The following is a 7,462-nucleotide window of genomic DNA, read 5'->3' on the forward strand; positions in this document are numbered from 1 at the left end:
GCACAGCGGCACAGCGGCACAGTATGCAAGCTCTATCAAAAGGAAGAGCCACAAAACGAGATTTACACAAAGCAAACGCTTCGCACAAACATATACTGCCGCAGAACATACCGGAGACACGCCATGACCGAAGCCTATGTATTCGACGCCATCCGAACGCCACGCGGCAAAGGCAAAAAGGACGGCAGCCTGCATGAGGTCAAGCCGATCAGCCTGCTGGTCGGCCTGCTCACCGAACTGCAGGCGCGCCACCGCTTCGACACCGCTGCAGTGGACGACATCGTCATGGGCATCGTCTCGCCGGTGGGCGAGCAGGGCTCGGTGCTGCCCAAGGTGGCGGCGCTCAAGGCCGGGTGGGACTTTCGCTGCGCCGGCGTGCAGGTCAACCGCTTCTGCGCATCGGGATTGGAAGCCGTGAACCTGGCCGCGCAAAAAGTGCGCAGTGGCTGGGAAGACCTGGTGGTGGCCGGCGGCGTGGAGAGCATGAGCCGCGTGCCCATCGGCTCCGACGGCGGCGCCTGGGCGCAAGACCCTGCGACCAATTCAGAAACGCTGTTCGTGCCCCAGGGCATCGGCGCCGACCTGATCGCCACGCTGGACGGCTACACACGCGCCGACGTGGACGCCTTCGCGCTCGAATCGCAGCGCCGCGCCGCCGCCGCGCGCGCGGCGGGCCACTTCAAGCAATCGGTCGTGCCCGTGCGCGACTTCATCGGCCAGACCATCCTGGCGGAAGACGAGTTCATCAAGCCCCACACCACGCTCGAAGGCCTCGGTGCGCTCAAGGCCTCGTTCGAGCAGCTCGGCGCCATGGGCTTTGACGCCGTGGCGCTGCAGCGCTACCCGCAGGTCGAGCGCATCCACCACGTGCACCACGCGGGCAATTCGTCCGGCATCGTCGATGGCGCGGCTGCCGTGCTGATCGGGAACGGGGCCGCAGCCCAGGCCCACGGCCTCACGCCGCGCGCGCGCATCGTGGCCACGGCGCTCAGTGGCGCCGACCCCACCATCATGCTCACCGGCCCCGTGCCCGCCGCGCAGAAGGCGCTGGCGCGCGCGGGCATGACCATCGACCAGATCGACCTGTTCGAAGTGAACGAGGCCTTTGCCGCCGTGCCCATGCGCTTCATGCGTGAGCTGGGTGTGCCGCACGACAAGGTCAACGTGAACGGCGGCGCCATCGCCATGGGCCACCCGCTGGGCGCCACGGGCGCCATGATCCTCGGCACCCTGATCGACGAGCTGCACCGCCGCCAGCTGCGCTACGGCCTCGCAACCCTCTGCGTTGGCGGCGGCATGGGCATCGCGACGATTGTTGAACGCGTCTGACCGGCAGGAGACAAGAACATGCAAACCATCCGCTACGAACTGGTCAAAGCCCAGGACACCGAGGGCCAGGTCGCCGTCATCACGTTTGACGAAGCCAACTCCCCCGTCAACACCATGTGCCGCCAGTGGCAGCAGGGGCTGGGCGAGGTCACGGCGCAGGTGCTGGGCGACCGCGAACGCCTGGGCGACGCGCTCAAGGGCATCGTGCTCGCCTCCGCCAAGACCAGCTTCTTCGCGGGTGCCGACCTCAAGGCCACCATGCGCCTCACGCCGGCCGATGCGCCGGCCGTGTTTGGCGAGATCGAGCGCATGAAGAAGCACTTCCGCACGCTCGAAACCCTGGGCATCCCCGTGGTGGCCTGCCTCAACGGCGCGGCGCTGGGCGGCGGGTGGGAGGTGGCCCTGGTCGCGCACTACCGCATTGCCGTGGCCGACCCCAAGATCCAGTTCGGTCTGCCCGAGGTCACGCTCGGCCTCATGCCCGGCGCCACCGGCGTGACCAAGATGACGCGCCTGCTGGGCCTGCTCGGCGCGCAGCCCTATCTACTGGAAGGCAAGCTCTTCAACCCCGCCGAGGCGCTGGAGCTGCAACTGGTGCACGAGCTGGTCGCCACGCGCGAACAGCTGCTGCCCGCCGCCCTGGCCCACATCGCCACGCACCCGCACGCCGTGCAGCCGTGGGACGACAAGAATTACAAGATGCCCGGCGGCACGCCCGCCAACCCCAAGATTGCTGGCGCCCTCACCGTCGCGCCCGCCATGCTCAAGAAGACCACGCGCGGCCGCTACCCAGCACCCGAGGCCGCCCTGGCCACCATGGCCGAAGGCGCGTTGGTGGACTACGACACCGCCCTGCGCATCGAAAGCCGCTACCTCGCCCGCCTGATGACCGGCCCCGTGGCGCGCAACATGATCAACACCTTCTTCTTCGACATGAACGCGATCAAGAGCGGCAAGTCGCGCCCTGGCACGGCGCCACGCTACAAGCCGCAAAAGGTCGGCATCCTGGGCGCCGGCATGATGGGCGCCGGCATCGCCTGGGCCCAGGCCAGCCGGGGCATCACCACCGTGCTCAAGGACGTGAGCGCCGAGAAGGCCGAGGCCGGCAAGGCCTACAGCGCCAAGCTCACGCAAGCCTGCGTGGACAAAGGCCGCATGACCGCCGAGGCGCAACAGGCGCTGCTCGCACGCATCACGCCCACCGCCAATGCCGCCGACCTGGCGGGCTGCGACCTCCTCATCGAAGCCGTGTTCGAAAGCCGCGACCTCAAGGCCAAGGTCACGCAAGAGGCCGAGCCACAACTGGCGCCCGGCGGCTTCTTTGCCAGCAACACCTCCACCCTGCCCATCAGCGGCTTGGCCACTGCAAGCAGCAGGCCCGAAAAGTTTGTCGGCATCCACTTCTTCAGCCCCGTGGACAAGATGAAGCTGGTCGAGATCATCCGCGGCAAGCAGACGGATGACGAGACCGTGGCCCGCGCCTTCGACTACGTGCAGGCCCTGGGCAAGGTACCCATCGTGGTCAACGACTCACGTGGCTTCTACACCAGCCGCACCTTCGGCATCTTTGTGATGGAAGGCGCCGCCATGCTGGGCGAAGGCATCCCCGCCGCCGCGATTGAAAACGCCGCCATGCAGGCCGGCCTGCCCGTGGGCCCGCTGGCCGTGCTGGACGAAACCGCGCTGTCACTCAGCGTGCACGTGCTGGACCAGACCCGCGCCGACTACGCGGCCGAAGGCAAGACGTATTCCGCCACGCCCGGCGAGCTGCTGGTGGAGCGCATGGTCAAGGAATTGAAGCGCCCCGGCCGCGCCGGTGGCGGGGGCTTTTACAACTACCCCGCAGGCGCCAAGAAGCACCTGTGGCCGGAGCTGCGTGGCTTGTTTGAGAAATCAGATGCCGCGTGGAGCGTGCAGGAAATCCAGGACCGTCTGCTCTACCGCCAGGCCATTGAGACCGCGCGCTGCCTAGCCGAGGGCGTGCTGACCAGCGTGCATGACGCGAACATCGGGTCGATTTTTGGGATTGGGTTTCCGGCTTGGACGGGGGGGGCGATGCAGTTCATCTATGGGATGGAGATCGATACATTCGTGCAGCGGGCTGATGCGTTGGCAGCTGCGCACGGGAATGGGTTTGCATTGGATGCGAAGGCGCGGGACACGATTCACAGGTTTCGACCTATTTACTGAATGAAGGGCTGACGCGTTTTATTTGAATGCAGTCTCTGACGTTGCAGGAATACTCCTCTTACGGCTGATGATCGAAAATGGACTAATGGACAAAAATTTTCCGGGCGGGTCGAAATCTCGTGTGAATGCCGCAGGCGATGCTGTTCGCGAGGCGCGTGCAACGCCAGAGGATCTCCGCGTCATTGAGGAATGGCGAGCAGCCCACTCAAGTGTGATCAATACGTTTCAAGCGCTGTTACGAAGTCGCGCCAAAGAATACGGCGCGCGAGTAATCCAGCGCCATAAACGTAAGACCACCATATTTGACAAACTGCAGCGGCAGCATGGCATGGACCTCGCCAGGATGGACGATGTCGCAGGTTGTCGAGTGATATGCCCTGATGTCCAAACGCTCTACGCGTTTCGAGAGTCCATGCATCGCGCCCGGTTCGATCACGTACTGAAGACTGCGCCAGACAAATACGACTATATAAAGGTACCAAAACCGGATGGGTATCGAGGTATCCACGATGTGTACGAGTACAACGTCGCATCAGAGGAAGGCAGACATTTGCGTGGACTCCGCATAGAGCTTCAGTATCGAACTGAGATTCAAAATGCCTGGTCCACTACAAACGAGATAATTGCCCACATAACAAAGGGCGTAAGCGAACCGAAGTACCACCGAGGTGATGCGAGATATCTTGCCTTGATGTCACTCACTAGCGAACTTTTGGCACGGTCTTTTGAGGAGTGTCCTGGGCCACATCCGGACCTTGAGAATGGCGAGTTGGTAGGAATCTATGAGAAGCGCGAAGCGGAATTGAATTTCAGACTCCAGCTAGCAGGACTCGGAGTAGCTTTGAGGGGAGATCCAGCGAACAAGGGACCAGAGTTCATTCTTTTCAGAGAAGGGACTCAACTAGAGCTGTTCGGCTTCGAAACGCCATCTGAGGCCCTAGCAAAGCTTTTCGAGCTTGAGAAATCGCGACCAACTGCTGACGTAGTCTATGTTCCGAGAACAACGGCCGACGAAATTCGGTCAACCTTCAAGAACTACTATGACGATGCCCATGATTTCTTGTCTTGGGTGGCGGAGGGGTCTGAGTACCTTCGTTCTTTGAGATAGCGCAGATTGACATCAACACCCTAGGATTCGGCCCCATAGGTGGCGTAAGGCAAGGAGGTTCATGCGCCAGCACCTGCTGCCCCCACCTCTTGCAATCCCAACACATCCCCCGAGCCTCCTGCGGCGACGCCACCTCCAGCCCCCATTCCGCGTGTACCGCGCCAGTTGCTCAATCAACGGCCCAGTCGGATCCGCCTTGGTCCGATCCAACAGTGTCTTCCAGTCCCGTGCGCAGGTGCACGGGCCAGATCTCGCCGCGGCCGATGACGGTGGCCTGCCAAGGGGCGTCCTTGATCTTGAGCTTGAGCTTGAGCAAGATGGGAAGAAGGTCCGCATACGCGGGCATGCCGGATTCGACGCCCATCACGAAGTTCTATCGGCACGCCCTTCAGCCAGCACGCCGGCCGCCCCTTCGGGGCCCGCCTTCAGTGGGCGCCGAAATCCGGACGCCGCTTTTCCATGAACGCCGTGAAGGCTTCACGCGCCGCAGGTTCGCGCAGCATGCGGCCGAAGCTGGCGCCCTCTTCGGCCATGCGCTCCAGCACGGGCTCCAGCATGCCCTTCTTCATCAGGCGCTTGGTCTCGATGAGCGACGACAGCGGCTTGGCGGCGAGCTTGCGTGCCTGCGCCTGGGCGATGGCGTTGCATTCGGTGGGCGGCACTACTCGGTTGACCAGGCCCACCTCCATGGCGGCCTCGGCCATGAAGGGCTCGCCCAGCAGCAGGGCCTCGGCCGCACGGTGGTAGCCCAGCAGGCGCGGGGCCAGCAGGCTGGACGCCGCCTCGGGGCACAGGCCCAGGTTCACGAAGGGCATGGAGAACGCGGCGTTGTCGCCCGCATAGACCAGGTCGCAGTGGAACAGCATCGTCGTGCCAATGCCCACGGCGGGGCCGCAGACGGCGGCCACCAGGGGCTTGGGAAAGGCGGCAATGGCGTGCAGAAAACGGAACACCGGTGCGTCCTGTTCGGCCGGCGGCTGCGCCAGAAAGTCGCCGATGTCGTTGCCGGCGCTGAACACCGTGATGTCGCCCTGCAGCAGCACGGCGCGCACGCTGGCGTCGGCCTCGGCCTGCGCCAGCGTGTCGGCCAGCGTGGCGTACATCGCGCGGGTCAGGGAGTTCTTCTTGTCGACGCGGTTGAGGGTGATGGTGGTGACGCCGGCTTCGGTGTGCACCAGGATGTCTTGCGGGGTTGCGCTCATGCTCGGGGGTTCCTTGAGAAGGGGGTGGATGGTGCGGGCAGGCCCGCCATCACTCTTTGAAATAGACGATCTGGTGGCTGGTCGCCAGCATGGCGCCGGCCTCGTTCCACAGCTGCACGGTCTGGTCGAAAAAGCCGTTGCGAAACTCCTGCCCGCGCGCCTGGCCCAGCAGGTAGCCCGTGCCCGTGGCTTCCAGTTCGGCGGCGTTGGCATGGAAATACACCGTGATCGACACCGTTCCCGCCGGCACGCGCACCGCGCGGCGCAGCCACACGCGCGGAAAGAAGACGTCGGCCAGCGCGGCCAGCGCACAGAAGTCGAGCGGGCGCGCCGGCTCGTCGCGCATCCACAGCTGGCTCAGGCTGCTGTCGCCCTGGCCCTCCCAGCGCTCGGGCAGCTCGCCGACGACGGGGCGCATCTCATAGCGGCGCAGCCACTCCACGCCCATGGCCGGCGTGATGCGCGGCAGCGCCGCGGGCTGCGGCACGGCGGGCATGGGCATGTCGCCCAGGCTCCAGGTGTCGCGGCGCACGGCGGTGACGGCCGTGGCCGTGGTGGTGATCTGGGGCGTGCCCTGGGCGTCGGCCTGGAACAAGGTGATGGTCCAGTGCTGCGTCGAGCGGTTGGTGCGCACCGGCACGGCCTGCACCGTGAACTCCCCGGCCGCCTGCGCGACCGCGTAGTTGACCGTGAGCGACAGGGGCTCGCCCAGCAGGTCGGGGTGTTCCAGCACGGCCCGCAGTGCGACGGCCGCCGTGATGCCGCCGAACGGGCCAACCATGTTCCAGTAGCCGGGGCTGGTGTGCCCGTGGTACTGCCCAGCGGTGGTGGACGTGAGCGCAAGCGCCTTGTCCAAAGGATGGTGTGTGGTCATGGTGTCCAGTGTGCCGCGAAATCCGCCCTCATGCCGTCGTGCCGGTGACTGCGGCGCTGCCGCCCTCCAGGCCCGCCAGCGCCCGCACCGCGCGCGGCCACAGGCTGCCCCGGAACTGGTCGCGAAAGAAGCCGAAATGGCCGATGCGCGGCGCCTGCGCGTCGGCCGGCGCGAGCGACTCGACCTGGCGCGGCGCGTTCGCATACAGCGCCAGCAGGTGGTGCGTGCCGCGCAGGGTCATGAGCTCGTCGTCGCGCATCGACCAGGCCAGCACCGGAAAGCGCACGGCGCCATAGCTCTGCTCCGCCGCCGCGCCCTCGGCGCCCACGCTGTAGCGCGGGTTCAGGCACCAACGCCGCCACTGCAGGATCACGCCGGCCGGCAGGTCGCCCACCTTGCGCAACGCGGCCCCGGGAAAGTAGCCGCAGATGCGCGTGGCCAGCGGCACCAGCACCCACCAGAAGTACGGCACCAGGCGCCTGAGCCGTGGCGCGTTGTCGCGCCAGTAGCCGCTGCCGGCCGCAATGGCCAGCAACCCGTCCACCTGCCCCGGGTTGCGCATCAAGCCCGGCAGCTGCGCGCCGAGGCTGTGGCCCAGCAGGAACAGCGGCTGCGCCGGCAGCGCGGCCTTGGCGGCGGACACCACGGCTTCGTAGTCCCGCGCCCAGTCGGTCAGATCGGCCCGCACATCGCGCAGGTGCCCCTGCAGCGAGTCGCCATGGCCCCGGTAGTCGAACGTGGTGACGCGAAAGCCCTGCT

Annotated in this window: 6 protein-coding genes and 1 pseudogene; 3 read left to right on the forward strand and 4 right to left on the reverse strand. The window is 65.6% G+C overall.

All coding sequences use genetic code 11. The features are described 5' to 3' along the window. Positions 1-123: 123 nt before the first annotated feature. The 3 genes from B2J89_RS20250 (at position 124) to B2J89_RS20260 (ending at position 4,627) form a co-directional block, all read left to right on the forward strand. The gene (locus B2J89_RS20250; protein WP_169170635.1) at positions 124-1,329 is read left to right on the forward strand and encodes an acetyl-CoA C-acetyltransferase; all 1,206 of its coding nucleotides are present in this window, start codon (positions 124-126) and stop codon (positions 1,327-1,329) included. 18 nt (positions 1,330-1,347) lie between these two features. Beyond that, the gene (locus tag B2J89_RS20255) at positions 1,348-3,519 is read left to right on the forward strand and encodes a 3-hydroxyacyl-CoA dehydrogenase NAD-binding domain-containing protein (RefSeq protein ID WP_169170671.1); all 2,172 of its coding nucleotides are present in this window, start codon (positions 1,348-1,350) and stop codon (positions 3,517-3,519) included. An 85-nt stretch (positions 3,520-3,604) separates the two neighbouring features. Continuing rightward, positions 3,605-4,627, forward strand: a complete 1,023-nt coding sequence (locus B2J89_RS20260) for a RelA/SpoT domain-containing protein (RefSeq protein ID WP_169170672.1) — start codon at positions 3,605-3,607, stop codon at positions 4,625-4,627. Between the two features lie 59 nt (positions 4,628-4,686). Here the strand turns inward: B2J89_RS20260 and B2J89_RS23345 are convergent. The 4 genes and pseudogenes from B2J89_RS23345 to B2J89_RS20280 form a co-directional block, all read right to left on the reverse strand. Continuing rightward, a pseudogene (locus B2J89_RS23345) lies at positions 4,687-5,000 on the reverse strand (3-keto-5-aminohexanoate cleavage protein); the annotation flags it as partial. A gap of 52 nt (positions 5,001-5,052) precedes the next feature. Then, positions 5,053-5,829, reverse strand: a complete 777-nt coding sequence (locus tag B2J89_RS20270; RefSeq protein WP_169170673.1) for an enoyl-CoA hydratase — start codon at positions 5,827-5,829, stop codon at positions 5,053-5,055. 49 nt (positions 5,830-5,878) lie between these two features. After that, complete coding sequence (locus tag B2J89_RS20275) at positions 5,879-6,703, reverse strand: acyl-CoA thioesterase II (RefSeq protein WP_169170630.1); 825 nt, start codon at positions 6,701-6,703, stop codon at positions 5,879-5,881. 28 nt (positions 6,704-6,731) lie between these two features. After that, on the reverse strand, positions 6,732-7,462 hold a 731-nt coding region (locus tag B2J89_RS20280), incomplete at its 5' end, for an alpha/beta fold hydrolase (RefSeq protein WP_169170629.1).

It is taken from the genome of Acidovorax sp. SRB_24 (assembly GCF_012931925.1).